Source organism: Streptomyces sp. NPDC056373 (genome assembly GCF_042262425.1).
Classification (GTDB): Bacteria; Actinomycetota; Actinomycetes; order Streptomycetales; family Streptomycetaceae; genus Streptomyces.
The window spans coordinates 380820-401911 of record NZ_JBHJPX010000007.1 but is presented as its reverse complement, the minus strand read 5'-3'; the positions used below and the strand labels follow the sequence as shown (position 1 = coordinate 401911).

Genomic DNA, 21092 nt, shown 5'->3' with positions numbered 1-21092 from the left:
GTGCAGTTGCTCAATAGGAAACGGGAGCCCGCTGGTGGCCATCTCCGTCTTCGACCTCTTCTCCATCGGCATAGGGCCGTCCAGTTCACACACCGTCGGCCCGATGCGCGCCGCCGGTATGTTCGCCGGACGACTGGCGGAGGAAGGACTCCTCGCCCGCACGACAGCGGTGCGGGCAGAGCTCTTCGGCTCCCTCGGCGCCACCGGACACGGCCACGGCAGCCCCAAGGCGGTGCTGCTCGGCCTGGAAGGCAACGAGCCGCACACGGTGAACGTGGCCGAGGCCGGGCAGGACGTCGAGCGAATCACCTCGACAGGGCGGCTGCGGCTGCTCGGCCGCGAACTCGGCGACACCCACGAGATCGGTTTCGACACGGACAGCCAGCTGGTGCTGCACCGCCGCCGTTCGCTGCCGTACCACGCCAACGGCATGACGTTGTTCGCGTACGACGCCGAGGGCACACCCCTGCTGGAGAAGACGTACTACTCGGTCGGCGGCGGGTTCGTCGTCGACGAGGACGCGATCGGCGCGGACCGGGTCAAGCCGGACGACACTGTGCTCAAGTACCCGTTCACCAGCGGTGACGAGCTGCTGCGGCTGACCCGGGAGACGGGCCTGTCGATCTCGGCGCTGATGCTGGAGAACGAGCTGGCCTGGCGCAGTGAGAAGGACATCCGTGCCGGCCTGCTGGAGATCTGGCGGGTGATGCGGGAGTGCGTGGCCAGAGGACTGTCATGTGAGGGGATACTGCCGGGTGGGCTGAAAGTCCGCCGCCGGGCCACCGCCGTCGCCAAGGCGCTGCGGGCCGACGGCGATCCAGCCGGGCGGGCGCTGGAGTGGGTGACCCTCTACGCGATGGCGGTCAACGAGGAGAACGCGGCCGGCGGCCGCGTGGTCACCGCCCCGACCAACGGGGCCGCCGGAATCATCCCGGCCGTCCTGCACTACTACGTCGACTTCGTCCATGGAGCCGACGACGAGGCAGTCGTGCGGTTCCTGCTGGCGGCCGGTGCCATCGGACTGCTGTTCAAGGAGAACGCCTCCATCTCCGGCGCAGAGGTCGGCTGCCAGGGTGAGGTCGGCTCCGCCTGCTCGATGGCCGCGGGCGGCCTCGCGGAGGTCCTCGGCGGCTCGCCGGAGCAGGTGGAGAACGCCGCCGAGATCGGCATGGAACACAACCTGGGCCTGACGTGTGACCCGGTGGGCGGCCTCGTCCAGATCCCCTGTATCGAGCGCAACGGCATGGCCGCGGTCAAGGCCGTCACGGCGGCGCGGATGGCTCTGCGGGGCGACGGCCGCCACCATGTCTCCCTGGACAAGGTCATCAAGACCATGAAGCAAACCGGCGCCGACATGAAGGTCAAGTACAAGGAGACGGCCCGCGGCGGACTCGCGGTCAATGTCATCGAGTGCTGACGAAGGGGCGCCCGGGCTGTCGCACGCGCTACGCCGGACCCGACACGGCCGCCGCCGCCAGAGGGGAAGGGTACGCCTGTGCCGCGGCGCCGCGCGATCGGGACTGACCCGCAGGCGGGTCAGCGCGCCGGTTCCAGCCTGACCACGATCGACTTGGACGTCGGCGCGTTGCTGATGTCCGCGGTGGAGTCCAGTGGGACGAGGACATTGGTCTCGGGGAAGTAGGCGGCGCAGCAGCCACGCGGGGTGGGGTAGGCGACCGTTCGGAAGGCCGGCGCCCGGCGGTCGACCCCGTCGGAGAACTCGCTGATGATGTCGACCGGTTCGCCTTCGGTCAGGCCGTGGGCGGCGAGGTCGTCCGGGTGGACGAAGAGCACTCTGCGGCCCCGGTGGATGCCGCGGTAGCGGTCGTCCAGACCATAGACGGTGGTGTTGTACTGGTCGTGCGAGCGGATGGTCTGGAGAAGGAGCCGCCCCGGCGGGACGCTCAGCAGGTCCAGCTGGTTGACGGTGAAGTTGGCCAGTCCGGTACTGGTGGGGAAGCGACGCTCGTCGCGGGGCGGGTGCGGCAGGGCGAAGCCGCCCGGCGCCCGCACCCGGGAGTTGAAGTCCTCGAAGCCGGGTATCACCCGGGCGATCCGGTCCCGGACCCGGTCGTAGTCCGCCTCGAAGTCCGCCCAGGGCACGTGTGGACCGTCGCTCGCGAGGGCCGCGTCCGCCATCCGGCAGATGATCGCGACCTCGCTCAGCAAGGCGTCGGAGGCGGGTTCCAGACGGCCCCGCGAGAGGTGCACCATGCCCATGGAGTCCTCCACCGTCACCTGTTGCTCTCCGGCGGGCCGGAGGTCGGCTTCGGTGCGACCCAGGCAGGGCAGGATCAGGGCCTGGCGGCCCGCCACGGCGTGGGACCGGTTGAGCTTGGTGGAGATCTGCACCGTGAGCTCGCAGTTGCGCAGCGCGCGCTCGGTCAGGTCGGTGTCGGGGGCGGCGGAGACGAAGTTGCCGCCGAGGGCGACGAAGACCCGTACCCGCCCGTCCCGCATGGCCCGGATGGTCTCCACCGCGTCGTGGCCGTGGAGGCGCGGCGGCTCGAAGCCGAACTCCGCGCCGAGCGCGTCGAGGAAGGCGGCGTCCGGCTTTTCGTGGATGCCCATCGTCCGGTCGCCCTGGACGTTGGAGTGGCCGCGCACGGGGCAGAGTCCGGCGCCGGGGCGTCCGATGTTTCCGCGCAGGAGCAGGAAGTTGACGACGTCGCGGATGGTCGGCACCGAGTGGCGGTGCTGGGTGAGGCCCATGGCCCAGCAGACGACGATCTTCTCAGCGGCCAGGACCTCCTGGAACGCCTCCCGGATCTGCTCCACCGGCAGCCCGGTGGCCTCCAGGACGTCGTCCCAGGAGGTCTTGCGGGCCTGGTCGGCGAAGTCCGCGAAGCCGTGGGTGTGCGCGGTGATGAAGTCGTGGTCGAGGACCGTGCCGGGGGCGTCGTCCTCCGCCTCCAGGAGCATGCGGTTGAAGGCCTGGAAGAGGGCCTGGTCGCCACCTAGCCTGATCTGCAGGAAGAGGTCGGTGAGTTGGGTGCCGCTCCCCAGTACGCCGGAGGGCCGCTGGGGGTTCTTGAAGCGCAGCAGGCCGGCTTCGGGGAGGGGGTTGACCGAGATGATCCGGGCTCCCCGGTCCTTGGCGGTTTCGAGTGCCGAGAGCATCCGGGGGTGGTTGGTGCCCGGGTTCTGACCGACGACGAGGATCAGGTCGGCCTCGTACAGGTCCTCCAGCCGGACGCTTCCCTTGCCGATGCCGATGGTCTCGGTCAGGGCCGAACCGCTCGACTCATGACACATGTTGGAGCAGTCGGGCAGGTTGTTGGTGCCGAGGAGCCGGACGAAGAACTGGTAGGCGAAGGCGGCCTCGTTGCTCGCCCGGCCGGAGGTGTAGAAGGCCGCCTCATCCGGTGAGTCGAGTGCGCGCAGCTCCCGGGCGACGACGGCGAACGCCTCGTCCCAGGAGACCGGCCGGTAGTGGTCGCTGTCGGCGGGGCGGTACATGGGGTGGCTGAGGCGGCCCTGCCGGCCGAGCCAGTAGTCACTGCGCGCGGCCAGCTCCGCCAGGGAGTGTTCGGCGAAGAAGTCGGGGCCCACCCGGCGCAGCGTGGCCTCCTCGGCCACCGCCTTGGCGCCGTTCTCGCAGAACTCCGCGCGGTGACGGTGCTCGGGCTCGGGCCAGGCGCATCCGGGACAGTCGAAGCCGGACTTCTGATTGACGCTCAGCAGGGTGAGCAGACTGCGGCGGACGCCCATCTGCGCGTGGGCGTGGCGCAGGGAGGACGTGACCGCGGGAATTCCCGCGGCGTGGTCCTGGGGCGGGCCCACCCGCAGCCGGGAGTCGTCGGGGTCCTCGGCGGGTGCCTTGCGTGCCATCTGCTAGCGCTCCGCGAGGTTCGCGCGGGTGCCGAGGCGGTCCTGGACCCAGTCGTGGAACTCTCCGATGTGGTGCTCGCTGGGCACCAGGACTCCGCCCTTGGCGTACAGGCGGGAGCTCATGGCGGGCTGGCAGCGCTCGCAGGCGTCGAAGTCCTGCCGGTTGACCCGGTCGAACAGCTCCACGGACCGGCTGACGTCCCGGCCACTCTCCACCACGCCCTTCAGGTACAGCCAGTCGCACTCCACTATCGTGCGGTCGACCGCGACCGGGTACATCCGGTGGAAGATCACATGGTCGGGCACGAGGTTGATGAACACCTGCGGGCGCACCGTGATGGCGTAATAGCGGCGGTCCTGGTCCTCGGTGACGCCGGGGATGCGGTCCAGGCCCTCCGAGCCGTCGACGGTGAAGCCCTTGACGTCCGCGCCGAACTCCGCGCCATGTCCCACGTAGAACTGCGCGGCGTACCCGTCGGCGAACTCGGGCAGCACCTCGGTGAGTTCGGGGTGGATCGTCGCGCAGTGGTAGCACTCCATGAAGTTCTCGATGATGAGCTTCCAGTTGGCCTTGACGTCGTAGACGATCCGCCGGCCGACTTCCAGGCTGTCGACGTCGTAGCGCTCGATGGCCTCGACGCCGCCCAGGCGCGCGACCACGTCGGCGATCACCGACTCCTCGAACGGCGGCGGGTTCTCGGCCAGGCACACCCACACGTAGCCGAGCCATTCGCGCACGGCCACGCCCGCCAGGCCGTACTCGGTGCGGCCGATGTCCGGCATCTTGGTGAGGTTCGGGGCCGCGACGAGCTTGCCGTTCAGGTCGTACGTCCAGGCGTGGTACGGACACTGGAAGGCCCGCTTCACCTCGCCGGACTCCTGCGTGCAGAGCTTGGCGCCCCGGTGCCGGCACACGTTGAAGAAGGCCTTGACGGAGCCGTCCCGCGAGCGGGTCAGCAGGACGCTCTCCCGTCCGACGTCCACGGTCCGGAACGCGCCCGGCTTCGCCAGTTCCGACGAGCGTGCCGCGCAGAACCACATGGACTCGAAGATGTGCTCCTGCTCCAGGCGGAAGATCTCCGGGTCCGTGTAGTGGTCGCCGGGAAGGGTGGCGATCAGGCTGTCCGGCAGGCCGGTCGTAGTCATGGTTCACCTCGGAGTGCAGCGCCCCGATCGGGCGGTGGTTGCTTCATACGCAACGAGCCTCTTGCTACGCAACTCACAGTGCAGTCCGGCCGAGGCACTGTCAAGACCTTGACCGCGGGCCGCCACAGCCGGGACCATGTTGCGTATCAGTCCCACTGTTGCGCAATACGCACTTCCCTCAGGGAGGGCTCAGTGTCTCTTGGACCCACTACCGGCCGCGAGTTCGTCCTCACCCTGGCGTGCCCCGACCGCTCCGGCCTGGTCCACGCCGTCACCGGCTTCCTCGTCCGGCACTCCGGGAACATCCAGGAGAGCCAGCAGTTCGACGACCGGCTCAAGGACCGCTTCTTCATGCGGGTGCACTTCGACGTCACGGACCCGGCCATGACGCTGGAGGACCTGAAGTCCGGCTTCGCGCCGGTGGCGGAGGCGTACCGGATCTCCTGGCAGCTGTACGAGGCGTCGACCCCGACGCGCACGCTGATCATGGTGTCGAAGTTCGGGCACTGCCTGAACGACCTGCTCTTCCGCTGCCGTACCGGCGCGCTGAACATCGAAGTGCCGGCGATCGTCTCCAACCACCGGGACTTCGAGCCGCTCGCCGAGAGCTACGGCATTCCGTTCCACCACGTCCCCGTGACCCGGGAGACCAAGCCCGAGGCGGAGGCGCGGCTGCTGGAGCTGGTCGAGGAGCTGGACATCGACCTGGTGGTCCTCGCCCGCTACATGCAGATCCTGTCGAACGACCTGTGCAAGCAGCTCGAAGGCCGGGCGATCAACATCCACCACTCCTTCCTGCCGAGCTTCAAGGGAGCCCGTCCCTACGTCCAGGCGCACGAGCGTGGCGTCAAGCTCGTCGGAGCGACGGCCCACTACGTCACCCCGGACCTGGACGAGGGGCCCATCATCGAGCAGGACGTCGTCCGGGTGAGCCACTCACAGGGACCGGACAGCCTGGTCGCCCTGGGGCGCGACGTCGAAGCGCAGGTCCTGGCACGGGCGGTGGAATGGCACAGCCAGAGCCGCATCATGGTCAACGACAACCGAACGGTCGTCTTCCGCTGAGGAAATTGACCTCCCCCCCCTCACACCTGTTGCCCATTTCACCTAGGGTTTCGTCATGAGCAACCACGGTGCCGATTCCGCAGGCGCTCCGAGTGGGGGAGTGCAATCCGTCGACCGCGCTGTCGCCGTGCTGGAGATCCTCGCCCAGCACGGCGAGGCGGGCGTGAGTGAGGTGGCCGCGGCGATCGATGTCCACAAGTCCACCGCCTTCCGCCTGCTCGGCGCACTGGAAGCACACGGGATGGTCGAGCAGGAGAGCGAGCGCGGAAAGTACCGTCTCGGCTTCGGAGTCGTGCGCCTGGCCGGCGCCGTGACAGGCCGCATCGCCGTCACCCGCCACGGGCGGGGCATCTGCGAGCGTCTCGTCGACGACGTGGGCGAGACGCTGAACATCGCCGTGCTGGAGTCCCACCACGCGATCAACCTCTACCAGGTGCGCAGCACCTCGGCCATCGCCGCGCAGAACTGGGTGGGGCGGCAGACGCCGCTGCACTGCACGTCGAGCGGCAAGATCCTCCTCGCCCATCTCGACCGCGAGGACCGCGACGAGCTCCTGGCCGATACCGGCCTGCCCCGTCTGACGCCGCGCACGGTGACCTCCAGGAAGAAGCTGGAGGCGGACCTCGCCGAGGTCCGTGAGCAGGGCTACGCGATCACGATGGAGGAGTACGAGGAGGGCCTCAACGCCCTCTCCGCGCCCGTGCGATCGGACGAGGGCGAGGTCGTCGCCGCCCTCAGCGCGTCGGGGCCGGCCTTCCGGATGACCGAGGAGCGGATGCGCGAACTCGCGGAGATGATCGTCGCGGGAGCGGATGAGCTGAGCCGCCGTCTCGGCTACGCGGGCTGAGGGTCTGCCCATTCGCTGAGAGGACAGGAACCGTCCCTACGCGAGCGGCGGTCGGAGAGCCCCTCATGGGTTTCTCCGACCGCCGCTCGCGTAGGGGCCGGGTCAGCCCGTCCACTCCACGGCAGCGTCCAGCAGCCAGTCCGTCAGATAGCCGGCGAAGGAGGAGCGGACCAGTACCCAGAACCCGGCCCTCGGGTCGTCACGGGCCACCAGGACGACCTGGGTGCGGCCCAGGGTCGTCTGGGCGCAGCGGCCCGGGCCGAAGACGCGGGGGTGCAGGTCGAGCGAGCAGCCGTGGGCCAGCAGGTCGTGGGCACGGGGGCCGGCGACCAGGAGCGCGGTGCGCTGTGCCGAGACGTCGACGACGGACACGGGCTCGTCCCCGGCGGCTTCACGGATCCGGTTCTCCAGTCCGTTTCGACCGCCCGGCGGGCCCACCACGAGCCACTCGTCGGGGCCGAGCCACAGCGCGGTCAGCTCCCCGGCGCGGACGACCGTGCCGGGCTCGACGGGCAGTTGCAGACCCAGCGCCAGCCCCACGGCGTCCGCCGCCGCTCCCTTGGGATCGAGACGGACGTTGATCTGGGTCAGGAAGGGAAGCTCCGCCAGCCGGACGGCGCCCCCGGAGGTCCGGGTCGCCGCGGCCAGCCGGTCCGCGGCGTGTGCCAGGGGGCTGCGGAGCGGGGCGGTAAGGGCGGTGTCAGCCATCGCGACGGGCTCCCTCGGAGTCGTAGAGGACGGGGCTCGCGACGGTCACCGGGACGAGCCGGTCACCGACGGGGGCGTAGAGGCGCTCACCGATACGCTCGCGTCCGCCCTTGACCAGCGCGAGCGCGAAGGTCCGGCCGAGGGCCGCACTGCGGTAGCTGGACGTGACGTGGCCGAGCATCGGAACGGGCGGCGCGGGCAGCACGCTGTCGGCGACCAGTTGTGTGCCCTCGGGGAGGAACGTGCCCGGGTCCTCCGGGAGCAGCCCGACCAGGTGCTTGCGGTCGGGGCGGACGGTGTCGGCACGCGCGAAGGAACGCTTGCCGATGAAGTCGGGCTTCTTCTTCGACACCGCCCAGCTCATGCCGAGATCCTGCGGTGTCACCGTGCCGTCGGTGTCCTGGCCGACGATCGGATAGCCCTTCTCCGCACGCAGGACGTGCATGGTCTCCGTGCCGTAGGGGGTGATGCCGTACGGGGCGCCCGCCGCGTACAGCGCCTCCCACAGGGCGAGGGCCTCCCAGGGCGACACGTTGATCTCGTAGGCCAGCTCACCGGAGAAGCTGATCCGGCACACCCGGGCCTCGATGCCCGCGACCGTCGTGTCCCGCCACGCCATGAACGGGAAGTCGTCATTGGCGACGGCCAGTCGCGGTGCGAGTGAGCCGAGCACCTCACGGGACTTCGGACCGACCAGGGCGACGGTGGCCCACTGTTCGGTAACGGAGGTGCAGTGGACCTTCAGCTCGGGCCACTCGGTCTGGAGCCACTCCTCCATCCAGTCCAGCACGGTGGCGGCGTTGCCCGTCGTGGTGGTGACCAGGTAGCGGTCCTGGTCGAGGCGGATGACGGTGCCGTCGTCGAAGACCATTCCGTCCGGGCGGCACATCACGCCGTAGCGGATCATGCCGACCTTCAGGGTGCTCATCATGTTGGTGTAGAGCAGGTCGAGGAAGACGGCGGCGTCCGGGCCCTGGACATCGATCTTGCCGAGGGTGGAGGCGTCCATGAAGGCGACGCCCTCGCGGGCGGCGGCGCATTCGCGCAGCACGGCCGTCTCCATGTCCTCGCCGTCCCGCGGGTAGTACCAGGGCCGCTTCCACTGGCCGACGTTCTCGAAGAGAGCACCATGCCCGACATGCCACTCGTGCAGGGCGGTCGTACGGACCGGGTCGCTCAGCACGCCGCGGTCGCGGCCGGCGAGGGCGGCGAAGGAGACCGGGGTGTACGGGGGCCGGAACGTGGTCGTGCCGAGGGCCGAGATGTCCACGCCGAGCAGTTCGGCGACGACACCACTGGCCAATACTCCGGAGGTCTTCCCCTGGTCGTTGGCGGTGCCGGCCGTGGTGTAGCGCTTGGTGTGCTCGACGGAGCGCATGCCGGCGCCGGTCGCGCGGGCGAGGTCGTCGACGGTGACGTCGCGTTGGAGGTCGACGAAACGCGGGGCGCCCTCGCGGCCGGGGACGGTGAAGACCCGCATGGGTGGCGTCTGCGGCCGTGCCGCCACCCGCGGCAGGCGGGGCGCCTCCGCGGTGTAGCCCTCGGCCTCCACCGCGCGGGCTCCCGCGGCCGCCCCCTGGGCGAGGACGCGGGCGAGGTCGAGGACGCCGCTCGCGGAGCCGGCGACCTCAACGGCCTGACGGACGGTGTCGGGGACGAAGCTGCCGAGCTCCTCGTCGAGGCGGAGCTTGCCTCCCGCCTGACTGAACAGGTGCGCGACCGGATTCCAGCCGCCGGAGACCAGAAGCAGGTCGGCGGCGAACTCCCGCCGCCCCGCCGTTTCCCCGTAGGGCGCGACGGTCACGGCGGTGAGACGCGGGGCGCCGTCCGTGGCGGTGACGGCGTGTCCTGTCAGGACCTCGATGCCGGCCCGGCGGGTGCGCTCGGCCCACTCTCCCGGCTCGGGACGGGTGTCGACGACGGCCTCGATGGCGATGCCCGCCGCGGCGAGGTCCAGCGCCACCGCGTATGCGCTGTCGTTGGTGGTGAAGACCACCGCGTGGCGGCCGGGCAGCACGCCATGGCGGTTGACATGGGTGCGGGCCGCAGCTGCCAGCATCACGCCGGGCCGGTCGTTGTCCGCGAAGGCCAGCGAGCGTTCATGGGCGCCGGTGGCGAGGACGACGTGGCGGGCCCGGATGCGGTGGACGCGTTCCCGGGAGACCTGCTCGGGAGCCGCGGCGCCGAAGTGGTTGGTGCGGCGCTCGACGGCGAGCAGGTGATTGTCGTCGTAGTAGCCGAAGACCGTCGTGCGGCGCAGGACACGTACGTCGGGGGCGGCGTCGAGCCGGGCGGTCGTCTCGGCCACCCAGTCGGGTAGTTCGCCCGTGCCGAGGAGGCTGCCGCCGAGCTCCGGCTGGTCGTCGGCGAGGATGACGCGGGCACCCGATCGGGCGGCGGCGGCCGCCGCGGCGAGGCCGGCCGGGCCCGCGCCGACGACCAGGAGGTCGCAGTGGGTGTGCACGGCGTCGTAACGGGCCGGGTCCGGTTCGGTGGCGAGGCGCCCCTGGCCGGGGAGGCCGGTCGCGACGAGGCCGTCGTAGAGCTCGACGGTGGTGGCCGGGAGCATGGGCTCGGGGAAGGGTTCCTCGATCTGGACGACCGCGTTGGGTTCTTCGACGCCGGCCGAGAAGATGCCGCGGGGGCGGCCCAGTTTGATGCTGGTGCCGGTCTGGATGACCCCGTTGGCGAGGAGGGCGGAGGCGAGGGTGTCGCCCTTGCAGCCCTGGTACTCGGTGCCGTCGAAGGTGAACGTGAGGGGCTCGTCGCGGTGGATTCGGCCTCGGGTGGGGTGGCGGAACGGCTGGCTGTTCTCCCCCACCCCGCCCCTTCCCGAAACCAGGGGCTCTGCCCCCGGACCCCGCTGGGGGCTCTGCCCCCAGGCCCCCGTATCGGCCTGAACGGCCTCGTCCTCAAACGCCGGACGGGCTGGGATTGCTGGACGCGGCTGCAGAGAGACCGAACGCGCCTCAACCGTCTCCGGGCGCTCCTCCCCCGCCCGGTACACCGTCAGGATCTCGTTCGTCGACGTGTCCCGTACGGCGTTGAACCAGCGGCGGCAGCCCGCGGCATGGCTCCAGCGCTCGGCGAAGGGGCCCCTCGGGTTGTCGCGGAAGAAGAGGTAGCGGGCCCACTCCTCGTCGGTGAGGGTCGCCGGGGCCTCCGGGTACGGCACATGGGCCTGGCCGCCGTAGTGGAACTCGGCCTCGTCGCGAGGTCCGCACCACGGGCAGGGGATCAGCAGCATGGATCGGCTCCCAAAACTTCCAGTGGTCCTAGTGGGCCACCGCGGCCGCGCCGTGCTCGTCGACGAGCGCGCCGGTGGTGAATCGGTCGAGCGAGAAGGGGGCGTTCAGCGGATGCGGTGCGTCGTGGGCGATGGTGTGGGCGTAGACCCAGCCGACGCCGGGGGTGGCCTTGAAACCGCCGGTGCCCCAGCCGCAGTTGAGGTAGAGGTTGTCCACCGGGCTGAGGCCGATGATCGGGGAGGCGTCGGGGCTGACGTCGACGATGCCGCCCCAGGTGCGCAGGACGTGTGCGCGGGCGAAGACCGGGAAGAGTTCCAGGGCCGCCGCCATCTGCTCCTCGATGATGTGGAAGGCGCCGCGCTGGGTGTAGGAGTTGTACGCGTCGATGCCCGCGCCCATCACCAACTCGCCCTTGTGCGCCTGGCTGACGTACACGTGGACGGCGTTGGACATGACGACCGTCGGATGGACCGGTTCCAGCAGCTCCGACACGAGCGCCTGCAAGGGGTGGCTCTGCACGGGGAGTTCGATGCCCGCCATGGCCGCCAGGACCGAGGTGTGGCCCGCCGAGCAGAGCGCCACCTTGCCGGCGGCGATCGGGCCCCGGGTGGTCCGGACTCCGACGACCCGGTTGCCGACGACGTCGAGGCCGGTGACTTCGCAGTTCTGGATGATGTCGATGCCGGCGGCGTCGGCGGAGCGGGCGAGGCCCCAGGCGACGTGGTCGTGCTTGGCGATGCCCGCGCGGGGTTGGTAGGTGGCGCCCAGGACGGGGTAGCGCACGTCCGGGGAGATGTTGACGATCGGGCAGACGTCCTTGACGCCGTCCGCGTCGAGCCACTCGGCGTCCACGCCGTTGAGGCGGTTGGCCTCGACACGGCGCACACTGTCGCGGACGTCCTGGAGGCTGTGGGCGAGATTCAGTACACCGCGCTGGGAGAAGAGGATCGGGTAGTCGAGTTCGTCCGCCAGGCCTTCCCACAGCTTGAGGGCGTGCTCGTAGATGCCGGCGCTCTCGTCCCAGAGGTAGTTGGAGCGGATGATCGTGGTGTTGCGGGCCATGTTGCCGCCCGCCAGCCAGCCCTTCTCCAGCACGGCGACGTTGGTGATGCCGTGGTTCTTCGCCAGGTAGTGGGCTGTGGCCAGGCCGTGTCCGCCGCCGCCCACGACGACGACATCGTAGGAGCGCTTCGGCTCGGGGTTGCGCCAGAGCCAGTCGGGGTGTTCGGGGAGCTCGGCGCCGGGGGTGCGGGGGCTCATCGGGCGTCTCCGTTGTCGGACAGGTGCGGGTAGAGCGGGTGCTTGGCGGCCAGGGCCTCGGTGCGGGCACGCAGGGCGGCCACGTCCGGTTCCGGCTGGAGGGCGAGGGCGATGACGTCCGCGACCTCGGCGAAGTCCTCCTCGGTGAAGCCGCGGGTGGCCAGGGCGGGGGTGCCGATGCGCAGGCCCGAGGTGACCATGGGCGGGCGCGGGTCGAAGGGCACGGCGTTGCGGTTGACGGTGATGCCGATCTCGTGGAGCAGGTCCTCGGCCTGGCGGCCGTCCAGCTCGGAGTCGCGCAGGTCGACCAGGACAAGGTGGACGTCCGTGCCGCCGGTCAGCACCTTCACTCCGGCGGCTGCCGCGTCCGCCTGGGTGAGGCGTTCGGCGAGGATGCGGGAGCCGGCGAGCGTGCGGGCCTGGCGTTCGGCGAACTCGGGTGTCGCGGCGACCTTGAACGACACCGCCTTCGCGGCGATGACGTGCTCCAGGGGGCCGCCCTGCATGCCGGGGAAGACCGCCGAGTTGATCTTCTTGGCGAGGTCGGCCTCGTTGGTGAGGATGACGCCGCCGCGGGGGCCGCCCAGGGTCTTGTGCGTGGTCGTGGTCGTGACGTGGGCGTGCGGCACGGGGCTCGGGTGCAGGCCGGCCGCCACCAGTCCGGCGAAGTGCGCCATGTCGACCATCAGCAGGGCGCCCACCTCGTCGGCGATCCTGCGGAAGGCCGCGAAGTCCAGCTGCCTGGGGTACGCCGACCAGCCCGCGATGATCATCTTGGGGCGGTGTTCCTTGGCGAGCCGCTCGACCTCGTCCATGTCGACGAGGTTGTCCTCCTCGGACACGTGGTACGGCACGACGTTGAGCATCTTGCCGCTGTAGTTGATGCGCATGCCGTGCGTGAGGTGCCCGCCGTGCGCGAGATCGAGGCCGAGGACGGTGTCGCCGGGCTGGAGCAGCGCGAAGAAGACGGCGGTGTTCGCCTGGGCACCCGAGTGCGGCTGCACGTTGGCGAAGCCCGCGCCGAAGAGGGACTTGATGCGCTCGATGGCCAGCCGTTCGGTGACGTCGACGTGTTCGCAGCCGCCGTAGTAGCGGCGGCCCGGATAGCCCTCGGCGTACTTGTTGGTCGCGACCGAACCCTGGGCCTCCATCACGGCGGAGGGCGCGAAGTTCTCGGAGGCGATCATCTCCAGGGTGGACTGCTGGCGGTGCAGCTCGGCGCGGAGCGCGGCGTGGACGTCGGGGTCCAGCTCCGCCAGGGGGGTGTTCAGCGCGTTCATACGGCGTTCGCGTTCCTCTCGGCGGCCTCGACGACATTGGCGAGCAACATGGCGCGGGTCATGGGGCCCACGCCCCCGGGCATCGGCGCGAGCCATCCGGCGACCTGGGCGGCGTCCGGGTGGATGTCTCCGACCAGGCCCTGGTCGGTGCGGGTGATGCCGACGTCCAGGACGGCCGCGCCGGGGCGCAGCATGTCCTTGGTGATCAGTCCGGGCGATCCGGCCGCCGCGACGACGATGTCCGCCTCGCGTACGTGCCAGGCAAGGCCCTTGGTTCCGGTGTGGCAGAGGGTGACGGTGGCGTTCTCGGAGCGGCGGGTGAGCAGGAGCCCGATCGGCCGTCCGACCGTGATGCCCCGCCCGATCACACACACCCGGGCTCCGGCGAGCGGCACGTCGTGCCGGCGGAGCAGTTCGACGATGCCGCGCGGGGTGCACGGCAGCGGTGCCTCGACGCCGAGGACGAGCCGGCCGAGGTTGACCGGGTGCAGTCCGTCGGCGTCCTTGGCCGGGTCCATGCGCTCCAGCACGGCGCCCGCGTCCAGATGGCGGGGCAGCGGGAGCTGAACGATGTAGCCGGTGCAGGCAGGGTCGGCGTTGAGCTCGTCGATCGTCTCCTCGACCTGCTGCTGAGAGGCGTCGGCGGGCAGCTCCCGCCGGATGGAGGCGATGCCGGCCTGGGCGCAGTCCCGGTGCTTGCCACCGACGTAGGCGCGACTGCCGGGGTCGTCACCGACCAGGACGGTGCCGAGTCCAGGAGCCCGGCCGGTGAGGGCGGTCAACTTGGCCACGCGCTCGGTGAGTTCACGACGGATGGCGGCTGCGGTCGCCTTGCCGTCGAGGAGTTGTGCAGTCACCTCAAGGGTTCCTTCCAGCGAGGGTGTAGCTGAACGCCCCCTTCAGGGGCGCGGGGAACTGCGCGACAAGCCACGACGCGCCCGCAGACGACGACTCAGCCACGAAGCCGGGACATCGCCGGATCGAACAAAGGCTCCTCAGCCACTACCGCCTCGACGGACTGATCGAAGTACCCGACGTGCAGAACAGTCCCGGGAGCGGCCAGCTCCACCGGCAGCCACGCATAGGCGATGCCCTTGCCGATCGTGTAGCCGTACGCCGCACTCGTGACGTACCCCACCGCACAGTCCCCGTCGTACACCGGCTCCTTGCCCATGACGACGGCCTTCGGGTCGTCGATCGTGAGACAGGTCAGCTTCCGCCGGACATCGGTCTTGCGCCGCTCCAGCGCCGCCTTCCCGACGAAGTCGTCCTTGTCGGGCTTCACGGCGAAGCCGACCCCGGCCTCGTAGGGATCGTGTTCGTACGTCATGTCCGTGCCGAAGGAGCGGTAGCCCTTCTCCAGCCGCAGGCTGTTGAACGCGCCCCGCCCGGCCACGATCCCGCCCAGCGGCTCGGCCGCCTCCCACAGCGTGTCCCACAGCTTCTGGCCCAGGTCGGCGGTGGTGTACAGCTCCCAGCCGAGCTCGCCGACGTACGACAGGCGCATCGCGGTGACGGGCACGGAGCCGATGTGGGCGCGCTTGGCGCGGAAGTACTTCAGGCCGGTCGCCGAGAAGTCGGCGTCGGTGAGCGGCTGGAGGACGTCGCGGGCGCGCGGCCCCCACAGGCCGATGCAGCAGGTGCCGGGGGTGATGTCGCGGACCTGGACCGTGCCGTCGACGGGGAGGTGGCGGGTGAACCAGTCGAGGTCCAGGTTGCCGTTGGCGCCCACCTGGAAGAGGTCGGGAGCGAGCCGGGCGACGGTGACGTCGCTGCGGATGCCGCCGTCGTGGTCGAGGAGCAGCGTGTACGTCACCGAGCCGACGGACTTGGCGACCTTGCCGGTGCACAGCCGCTCCAGGAACTCGCCGGCGCCGCGCCCGCTGACCTCGAGCCGCTTGAGGGCCGTCATGTCGTACATGGCGACGGTCTCTCGGGTGGTCTGGGCCTCGGCGGCGACGATGGGCGACCAGTACTTCGCGGCCCAGTCGTTGGGGGTGACGATGGAACGGCCCTCGACCAGGCCCGCGTTGGTCTCGTACCACTGCGGGCGTTCCCAGCCGTTCGCCTCCAGGAAGAAGGCACCCAGCTCCTGCTGCCGGGTGTGGAACGGGCTGGTGCGGATCGGGCGCGGGTCCCCGGACGGTTGCAGCGGGTGCAGGATGTCGTAGACCTCGACGAAGTTCTGGCAGTCGCGGGCCAGCACGTACTCGGGCGAGAGCTGGTGCGGTTCAAAGCGGTTGACGTCGCACTCGTGCAGGTCGAAGGAGGAGCAGTAGCCGTCGACGAGCCATTCGGCCATGGCCTTCCCGACGCCCGCGGAGTGCGTGACCCAGACGGCCTCAGCGACCCAGAAGCCCTTGACGTCCGGGGACTCACCGAGCAGGGGCAGGCCGTCGGTGGTGAAGGAGAACAGGCCGTTGATGCCTTCCTCGACCTTGGCGTCCTTCGTCGCGGGGAGCAGTGACTGCGTCTCGCTCCAGGCCTCCTCGAAGTCCTCCTCGGTGAACTTCAGGACGGAGGGCATCTCGTCGGACTCGTCCACGGAGAGGATGTCGTCGGCGGAGATCGGCATCGGGCGGTGGCCGTAGTAGCCGATGCCCAGGCCGTCGAAACGGTCGCGGTAGTACAGGTCGGCGTCCTGGTGGCGCAGGATGGGGCGGACCGCCTCCTGCGTCTGTCCCGCCAGGGCCGGGACCGGGCCCGTCCAGGCGAGCTGGTGGGCGAGCGGGGTGAGCGGGAGGTTCATGCCGGCCATGCGGGCGATCTTGGGGCCCCAGATGCCGGCGCAGCACACGACGACGTCTGCGGGGATCTCGCCCTGGTCGGTCAGGACGCCGGTCACCTCGCCCTCGGCCTGCTGGATGTCGAGGACTTCGTGGCGGGCGAGGAAGTCGACGCCGCGCTCGGTGGCCCGGCGGATCTGTGCCTCGACGGCGAGGACCGCCTTGGCGAGGCCGTCCGTCGGCACGTGGAGGCCGGCGAGGACCTTGTCCGGGTTGACGAGCGGGTGCTGTGCGACGCACTCCTCGGTGGTCAGCAGGCGGGACTCGATGCCCCAGGAGGCGAGCCAGCCGTGGCGCCGCTGGAGTTCGGTGACGCGCTCCGGGCCGGTGGCCACCTCCAGGCCGCCGACCTGGAGGAAGCAGGGCTGCCCGTCGACGTCGAGTGAGCAGAGCTTCTCGACGGTGTAACGGGCCATCTCGGTCATGGTCTTGGAGGGGTTGGTCTGGAAGACCAGGCCCGGGGCGTGCGACGACGAGCCCCCGGTGGCGGGCAGTGGGCCCTGGTCGACCACGGTCACTTCGGTCCAGCCGCGCGCGGAGATCTCGTCGGCGAGCGCCGCCCCCACGACGCCCGCTCCGATGATGACCACCCGGGGTCCCGCCATCGCCGCACCTCCGACGTTGAAAGCGATCCAGTTGCTGTCTACGCAACAGGGTTCAGGTTGCGCAACTCAATGTGCCCGCCGCGCATCGGCGTGTCAAGGGGTCCGCGACGCCGGAAAAACACCCGGGGGCGAGGGGGAGGTACCGGCGCAAAACGACGAGGCCCGGCAGGCTGACGACACAGCCTGCCGGGCCTCTTCGGCCGGATTCACACGGGCGTTCCCGCGCCCTACTTCTTGATCCAGGCGTCGACCTTGTCGCGGTTGGCCTCGACCCACTTCTTCGCCGCGGCTTCGGGCGCCATCTTGTCCACCGCGATGTACTTGGCCACGGTGTTCTGGTCGTCGTTCGTCCAGCTGAAGTTCTTCACCAGGTCATAGGCGGGACTGCCCGACTTGGCGAACTTCGCGCTGACGATCTTGTCGAGTTCGTACACGGGGTAGTCGCAGGCGACCTTCTCCGCGTCGGCGTCGCAACCCTCCTTGTACTCGGGGAGGCTGACCTTCTTCAGCGGCACCTCGGACAGGAACCACTGCGGCTCGTAGAAGTAGCCGATCACCCATTCCTTGTTCTTCTCGGCGTTGCGGTACGCCTGGATGAGCGCGGTCTCGCTGCCCGCGTACACCACCTTGAAGTCCAGCTTGAGATTCTTGACCAGCGCCTCGTCATTGGTGACGTACGAGGGGTCGCCGTCGAGGAGCTGGCCCTTGCCGCCCGACTCCGAGGTCTTGAACTTCGACGCGTACTTGTTGAGGCTCTTCCAGTCGGTGATGTCCGGGTGCGCCTTCGCCAGCCACGGCGGCACGTACCAGCCGATGAGGCCCTTGTTGCCGGTCGGACCGGCCTCGACGGCCGTCTTCTGTTGGGTGATGTACTTCTTCTTCAGGTCGTCGTGGCCCCAGTTCTCCACGACTGCGTCGACCTCGCCCGTCCCGAAGCCCTGCCAGGCGATCTCCTCCTTGAGGTCCTTCTGCTCGACCTTGCAGCCGAGGTCGTGTTCGGCGACGTACGCGAGGACCGCCGCGTTGGCCTCGTAGCCCACCCACGGGTTGATCGCGAGGTTGAAGGTGCCGCATTTGCCCGAGCTGCCCGGGCCGGCCGCGCTGTCGTCGCCGACCTTCGCGCCCCCGCAGGCCGTGAGGGTGAGGCCGAGGACGGCCAGGCCGACCGCGCCGGCTCTCCAGTGTCGTGCCATGGTGAGGTGCTCCTTATGCTCCGGCGCGGCGAGCCGCCGCCTGAGTGATCCGGTCGAACATGACTCCGAGCAGGACGATGGCGAGTCCGGCCGCCAGTCCCTTGCCGTACAGCTGGCCCTGCGAGAACCCGGCCACGACGTCGTAGCCGAGGGCGCCCGCTCCCACCAGGCCGCCCACGACAACCATCGACAGCACGTAGATGAGGCCCTGGTTGGTCGCGAGGGTCAGCGCTCCGCGTGACATCGGCAGCTGGACCTTGGTGATGATCTGCCAGGTGTTGCATCCGGTGGACATCGCCGCTTCGACGGTGGTCCCGGGCACGGCCCGCACCCCGTCGGCGATGATCTTGATGGCGACAGGTGCCGCGTAGACGATCGCGGCGACGATCGCCGTGAACCGTGTCGCGCCGAACAGCGCGAGGAACGGCACGAGATAGACGAACGGCGGCATGACCTGGGCCGCGTCCAGGGACGGCCTGAGCAGCCGGTCGACGAGCGCGCTGCGGCCCATCCACACCCCGAGAACGACGCCGAGCAGCATCACGAGCACGGTCGCCACGGCGGTGGACGCCAGGGTCGTCATGGCGTCCGACCACACACCGGTGCCGATGAGCAGGCCCACGCACACGGCGGTGGTGACCCCGGCACGCCATCCGCCGAGCACCGTGCCGAGCGCGACGAGAGCGGCGCCCACGAGCCACCACGGGGAGTCGGTCAGCACGGTCTGGAAGGGGTTGAGCAGGCCGTTGGTGAGGAGGTCCCGGAAGGCGTTGGTCAGGCCCGACAGGTTGTCCTGCGCCCAGGTGGTCACGTCGGTCGCCGCCCTGGCGATGGTGCTTCCGGTGCTGCCCTCGCCCGGGAACTCGGCCGCCCACAGATACGTGTGCGACAGGTACACCAGGACCAGGGCCGCCACCCCCCCGGCCGCCAGCAGGTGCCGCCGCCACTTGAGGAAGGGACTGTCCGAGCCCCGGGCCGAGTCGGCCCGTCCGCTCGCGGCGGTGGTGACCCGGTCCAGCACGATGGCCAGGACGACGATGGCGAGTCCGGCGTTGAACGCCGTGCCGACGTCCAGTGACTGCAGCGCCTGGACGACGGTCGCTCCGAGGCCGGGCGCGTTGATCAGGGCCGCGATGGTCACCATGGCCAGGGCGGCCATGATGGTCTGGTTGACGCCCATCACCACGGTGCGTTTGGACATCGGCAGCAGGACCTTCAGCAGCGCCTGGCGCCGCGTCGCGCCCATCGAGTCCGCCGCCTCGACGGTGGTCTCGGGTACCGAGCGGATGGCGTGGGCGGTGATGCGGATCGCGGGTGGTGCCGCGTAGATCGCCGTCGCGATGGTGGCGGAGGCCGGGCCGATCAGGAAGAACAGGGTCAGGGGCGCCAGATAGACGAAGGTGGGCATCGTCTGCATGAAGTCCAGGAACGGCGTCACGATCCGGTTGACCCGGTCGGACAGCCCGGCCCACACGCCCAGGGGCAAGGCGAACAGGAGCGCCACGAAGACCGCGGAGAGGGTCAGCGCGAGGGTGTCCATGCTTTCCTGCCAGAGGCCCTGGAGGCCGAGGAAGGTGAAGCCGGCGACGGCGAGCAGCGCGACTCGCCAGTTGCCCACGGCCCAGGAGACATAGCCGGCGATGCCCACGACACCGAGCCAGCCGATCTGCGGAACCGGGCGGCCCGCGGTCGGCTGCGAGATCAGCTCCTGGACGAAGGTCACCAGGGAGTCGATGACCAGGCGTATCTCGTTGAAGAAGTAGAGGAAGAGCGGGTTGGTGTTGCGGTTCGCCCCGATGGAGTCGTTGACGTCGTTGAACCACCGGTGCAGGTCGGTGAGATCGGCCGCGGCGAGGGACAGGGTCTGCCTGCCGCGCAGCACGGCGAAGAGGACGAGCCAGACGACCAGGATCGCGGCCACGATCATCGGGCGGCTGACCGTGCGCGCGCGCCTGGCGGGAGCGGGCGGCTCCTCGGTCCCGGTTCTCTGCGGCCTCTCGGTCTTCTGCACGGCGACGGTCATCACGCGTCGCCTTCCTGCCCGGCGACCACCGCGAGGATCTCGTCGTCGCCGACGATGCCGAGCAGCTTGCCGTTCTCGACAACCTTGACCGGCTTGTCGGCCGCGAGCACCGCTCGCGTGGCCTCCTTCACCACGACGTCCGGGCCCAGCTCGGGACCGTCCAGGGGGTCGTCCGGCTCCGCAGGGCGCATGATCCACCGCAGGGTCAGCACATCACCGCGGGGCACGTCCCTGACGAAGTCCCGTACGTAGTCGTCCGCGGGCGCGCCGACCAGTTCGTCGCCGGTGCCGCACTGGACCATCTTGCCGTCGCGCATGATGAGGATGCGGTCGCCCAGCCGCAGCGCCTCGGACAGGTCGTGGGTGATGAACACCATTGTCTTGCCGACCTCGTGGTGCAGACGGACGACCTCGTTCTGCATGTCCCGGCGGATCAGCGGGTCGAGTGCCGAGAAGGGTTCGTCGAACAGGAGGACGTCGGGGTCGCCGGCGAGGGCGCGGGCGAGACCCACGCGCTGCTGCATGCCGCCGGAGAGCTGGTCGGGGTAGGAGCTCTCGTACCCGGCGAGGCCGACGAGTTCGACGACCTCCAGCGCGCGTTTGGTGCGCTCGGCTCTGCTCATGCCGCGGATCTCCAGGCCGAAAGCCACGTTGTCGACGACCCGGCGGTGGGGCAGCAGCCCGAAGTGCTGGAAGACCATGGAGAATTTGCTGCGGCGCAGTTCGCGCAAGCGGCTCGCGTCCGCGTCGCGGATGTCCTCGCCCTCGAAGAGGATCTGGCCGGCGGTGGGTTCGATGAGCCGGGTCAGACAGCGCACCAGGGTGGACTTGCCGGAGCCGGACAGGCCCATCACGACGAACACCTCGCCGGGCGCGACGTCGAAGTGCACGTCGCGCACGGCGGCCGTACATCCGGTGCGGTCCATCAGTTCACGCCGGGTGAGTCCGCGCAGCTCCTCGGATCCGGGTACCTGGGCCGCCTTGGGCCCGAACACCTTCCACAGTTCGCGTACGGAGATGACCGGCGTGGGTGCCGAGTCCTGGGGGGTGTCGCGCCGCCGCGGCGCCTCGGTCGTTGCTGGGGTCATGTTCGACCTCTT

At 70.0% G+C, this 21092-nt stretch carries 14 protein-coding genes; 3 read left to right on the top strand and 11 right to left on the bottom strand.

The window, feature by feature from the left end:
* Positions 1-34: 34 nt before the first annotated feature.
* Positions 35-1417, top strand: a complete 1383-nt coding sequence (locus tag ACFCXS_RS17530; protein ID WP_376644212.1) for an L-serine ammonia-lyase — start codon at positions 35-37, stop codon at positions 1415-1417.
* 119 nt (positions 1418-1536) lie between these two features.
* Here the strand turns inward: ACFCXS_RS17530 and ACFCXS_RS17525 are convergent, their stop codons facing one another.
* Complete coding sequence (locus ACFCXS_RS17525; protein WP_376644211.1) at positions 1537-3831, bottom strand: FdhF/YdeP family oxidoreductase; 2295 nt, start codon at positions 3829-3831, stop codon at positions 1537-1539.
* A gap of 3 nt (positions 3832-3834) precedes the next feature.
* Positions 3835-4977 (bottom strand): aromatic ring-hydroxylating dioxygenase subunit alpha, encoded by a 1143-nt coding sequence (locus ACFCXS_RS17520; RefSeq protein ID WP_376644210.1) that lies wholly within the window; start codon positions 4975-4977, stop codon positions 3835-3837.
* 192 nt (positions 4978-5169) lie between these two features.
* Here ACFCXS_RS17520 and purU point away from each other — a divergent pair, with 192 nt between their 5' ends.
* Together purU and ACFCXS_RS17510 are read left to right on the top strand one after the other, a co-directional pair.
* On the top strand, positions 5170-6042 hold the full coding sequence (gene purU, locus ACFCXS_RS17515) for a formyltetrahydrofolate deformylase (RefSeq protein ID WP_376644209.1): 873 nt from the start codon (positions 5170-5172) through the stop codon (positions 6040-6042).
* A 55-nt stretch (positions 6043-6097) separates the two neighbouring features.
* Positions 6098-6889: an IclR family transcriptional regulator gene (locus ACFCXS_RS17510; protein ID WP_376644208.1), complete on the top strand. Its 792-nt coding sequence runs from the start codon at positions 6098-6100 to the stop codon at positions 6887-6889.
* 102 nt (positions 6890-6991) lie between these two features.
* Here ACFCXS_RS17510 and ACFCXS_RS17505 read toward each other — a convergent pair whose 3' ends face one another.
* The 9 genes from ACFCXS_RS17505 to ACFCXS_RS17465 form a co-directional block, all read right to left on the bottom strand.
* The gene (locus ACFCXS_RS17505; RefSeq protein ID WP_376644207.1) at positions 6992-7597 is read right to left on the bottom strand and encodes a sarcosine oxidase subunit gamma; all 606 of its coding nucleotides are present in this window, start codon (positions 7595-7597) and stop codon (positions 6992-6994) included.
* Positions 7590-10844: a sarcosine oxidase subunit delta family protein gene (locus tag ACFCXS_RS17500; protein WP_376644206.1), complete on the bottom strand. Its 3255-nt coding sequence runs from the start codon at positions 10842-10844 to the stop codon at positions 7590-7592. The genes ACFCXS_RS17505 and ACFCXS_RS17500 overlap by 8 nt, the downstream gene beginning before the upstream one ends.
* A 28-nt stretch (positions 10845-10872) precedes the next feature.
* Positions 10873-12105 carry a sarcosine oxidase subunit beta family protein gene (locus ACFCXS_RS17495; RefSeq protein WP_376644205.1) on the bottom strand — a complete coding sequence of 411 codons (1233 nt, stop codon included), beginning with the start codon at positions 12103-12105 and terminating at the stop codon, positions 10873-10875.
* On the bottom strand, positions 12102-13385 hold the full coding sequence (gene glyA, locus ACFCXS_RS17490) for a serine hydroxymethyltransferase (RefSeq protein ID WP_376644204.1): 1284 nt from the start codon (positions 13383-13385) through the stop codon (positions 12102-12104). The genes ACFCXS_RS17495 and glyA overlap by 4 nt, the downstream gene beginning before the upstream one ends.
* Positions 13382-14242: a bifunctional methylenetetrahydrofolate dehydrogenase/methenyltetrahydrofolate cyclohydrolase gene (locus ACFCXS_RS17485; protein WP_376644203.1), complete on the bottom strand. Its 861-nt coding sequence runs from the start codon at positions 14240-14242 to the stop codon at positions 13382-13384. Before ACFCXS_RS17485 ends, glyA begins: the two co-directional genes overlap by 4 nt.
* A gap of 95 nt (positions 14243-14337) precedes the next feature.
* Positions 14338-16776, bottom strand: a complete 2439-nt coding sequence (locus ACFCXS_RS17480; RefSeq protein ID WP_376644202.1) for an FAD-dependent oxidoreductase — start codon at positions 16774-16776, stop codon at positions 14338-14340.
* 227 nt (positions 16777-17003) lie between these two features.
* Positions 17004-17969: an ABC transporter substrate-binding protein gene (locus ACFCXS_RS17475; protein WP_376644201.1), complete on the bottom strand. Its 966-nt coding sequence runs from the start codon at positions 17967-17969 to the stop codon at positions 17004-17006.
* Between the two features lie 13 nt (positions 17970-17982).
* Entirely contained in the window at positions 17983-19992 is a 2010-nt protein-coding gene (locus ACFCXS_RS17470) for an ABC transporter permease (RefSeq protein WP_376644200.1), read from the bottom strand.
* Positions 19992-21080 carry a glycine betaine/L-proline ABC transporter ATP-binding protein gene (locus ACFCXS_RS17465; protein ID WP_376644199.1) on the bottom strand — a complete coding sequence of 363 codons (1089 nt, stop codon included), beginning with the start codon at positions 21078-21080 and terminating at the stop codon, positions 19992-19994. Before ACFCXS_RS17465 ends, ACFCXS_RS17470 begins: the two co-directional genes overlap by 1 nt.
* Positions 21081-21092 lie beyond the last annotated feature (12 nt).

Excerpts from the sequence above, each read along its gene's own strand:
- ACFCXS_RS17525 (WP_376644211.1), bottom strand. The coding sequence starts at position 3,831 with ATGGCACGCAAGGCACCCGCCGAGGACCCCGACGACTCCCGGCTGCGG.
- ACFCXS_RS17520 (WP_376644210.1), bottom strand. The coding sequence starts at position 4,977 with ATGACTACGACCGGCCTGCCGGACAGCCTGATCGCCACCCTTCCCGGC.
- ACFCXS_RS17510 (WP_376644208.1), top strand. The coding sequence starts at position 6,098 with ATGAGCAACCACGGTGCCGATTCCGCAGGCGCTCCGAGTGGGGGAGTG.
- ACFCXS_RS17505 (WP_376644207.1), bottom strand. The coding sequence starts at position 7,597 with ATGGCTGACACCGCCCTTACCGCCCCGCTCCGCAGCCCCCTGGCACAC.
- ACFCXS_RS17500 (WP_376644206.1), bottom strand. The coding sequence starts at position 10,844 with ATGCTGCTGATCCCCTGCCCGTGGTGCGGACCTCGCGACGAGGCCGAG.
- ACFCXS_RS17495 (WP_376644205.1), bottom strand. The coding sequence starts at position 12,105 with ATGAGCCCCCGCACCCCCGGCGCCGAGCTCCCCGAACACCCCGACTGG.
- glyA (WP_376644204.1), bottom strand. The coding sequence starts at position 13,385 with ATGAACGCGCTGAACACCCCCCTGGCGGAGCTGGACCCCGACGTCCAC.
- ACFCXS_RS17480 (WP_376644202.1), bottom strand. The coding sequence starts at position 16,776 with ATGGCGGGACCCCGGGTGGTCATCATCGGAGCGGGCGTCGTGGGGGCG.
- ACFCXS_RS17475 (WP_376644201.1), bottom strand. The coding sequence starts at position 17,969 with ATGGCACGACACTGGAGAGCCGGCGCGGTCGGCCTGGCCGTCCTCGGC.
- ACFCXS_RS17470 (WP_376644200.1), bottom strand. The coding sequence starts at position 19,992 with ATGACCGTCGCCGTGCAGAAGACCGAGAGGCCGCAGAGAACCGGGACC.
- ACFCXS_RS17465 (WP_376644199.1), bottom strand. The coding sequence starts at position 21,080 with ATGACCCCAGCAACGACCGAGGCGCCGCGGCGGCGCGACACCCCCCAG.